Below are 924 nucleotides of genomic sequence, written 5' to 3' on the forward strand. Positions count from 1 at the left end.
TCACCGCCCGCTCCGCCCGCTCGCCAAGGCCACCGCGGCGGCCCCCCAGAACAGGCCGAGCGCGGCCCCGCCCAGCCCGGCGAGCAGCGCGAAGGTCAGGCTCTGGTGTCCGGCGGCCAGCGCCGCCCCCACCGGGCCGCCCCCGGCGACGAGGCCCGCCGCGACCGCCAGCATCACCGCCGCGAGAACGGCCAGCCCCGCGGCGGCGGGCCGGTGCGCGGTCAGCCGCTGCCCGGCCTTCTGCCAGGGGCCGTCGCGCCAGTGTGGATCGGCGCGGGACTCGGTGCCGGCGGGTCCGTGCATCAGGCCATCCGGGCCCGCGGGTCGATCCGGCCGTGCAGCGCGCCGCCCAGGGCGCCCAGCAGCACGGCGAGGCCGCACAGCCCGGCGAGCGCGGCGACGGCCATGCCGGTGTCTCCGGCGCGCGCCGCCTCGACGAACAGCCGCCCGGCGCCGGAAAAGCCGGTCCCGAACAGGCTTTCCACCGCCACGGCCGCGGCCACCGTTCCGGCCACGGCGCTGCGCAGGCCGCCCATCGCCGCCGACAGCCCCAGCGGCAGGGTGAGCCGCCACAGCAGGGCGGAGCCGTCCATCCCGCGTCCGCGCGCCGCCAGCAGAACGGTGTCCTCCGCCCCGGCCCGCGCCCGGCCGGCGAGCGTCGCGGCCTGGGCGGCGGCGGGCAGGGCGAGGGCGGCGAGGCCCAGCAGGACGGGCGCCTTCGCCAGCGTGGCGGCGAAGACCGCGGCCAGCAGGAAGCCCGGCATGGCCGGACCCATCCCGCCAAGGACGGCGCCCGCCCCGCCCAGGACGCCAAGCAGGGCGCCGAGCCCGGTCCCCAGCGCCAGCGCCGGCAGGACCAGCGCCAGCGTCGCCGGCAGGGCGGCCAGCACGGCGCCCAATGCCTGGGTCCAGCCGGGTCCCGCC

The 924-nt window shown here is 80.7% G+C and carries 2 protein-coding genes; both read right to left on the minus strand.

Annotated features, from left to right (window positions below; all coding sequences use genetic code 11):
• The gene (locus GBZ26_RS29570; RefSeq protein ID WP_174441824.1) at window positions 1–303 is read right to left on the minus strand and encodes a hypothetical protein; all 303 of its coding nucleotides are present in this window, start codon (window positions 301–303) and stop codon (window positions 1–3) included.
• A partial coding sequence (locus GBZ26_RS29575) for an ABC transporter permease subunit (protein WP_174441825.1) occupies window positions 303–924 on the minus strand: 622 nt, incomplete at its 5' end. The genes GBZ26_RS29570 and GBZ26_RS29575, both read right to left, overlap by 1 nt.

Origin of the sequence: Azospirillum formosense, assembly GCF_013340925.1 — a bacterium.
GTDB lineage: Bacteria > Pseudomonadota > Alphaproteobacteria > Azospirillales > Azospirillaceae > Azospirillum > Azospirillum formosense.

Coding starts and splice junctions, on each gene's coding strand:
- GBZ26_RS29570 (WP_174441824.1), bottom strand. CDS start 303: ATGCACGGACCCGCCGGCACCGAGTCCCGCGCCGATCCACACTGGCGC.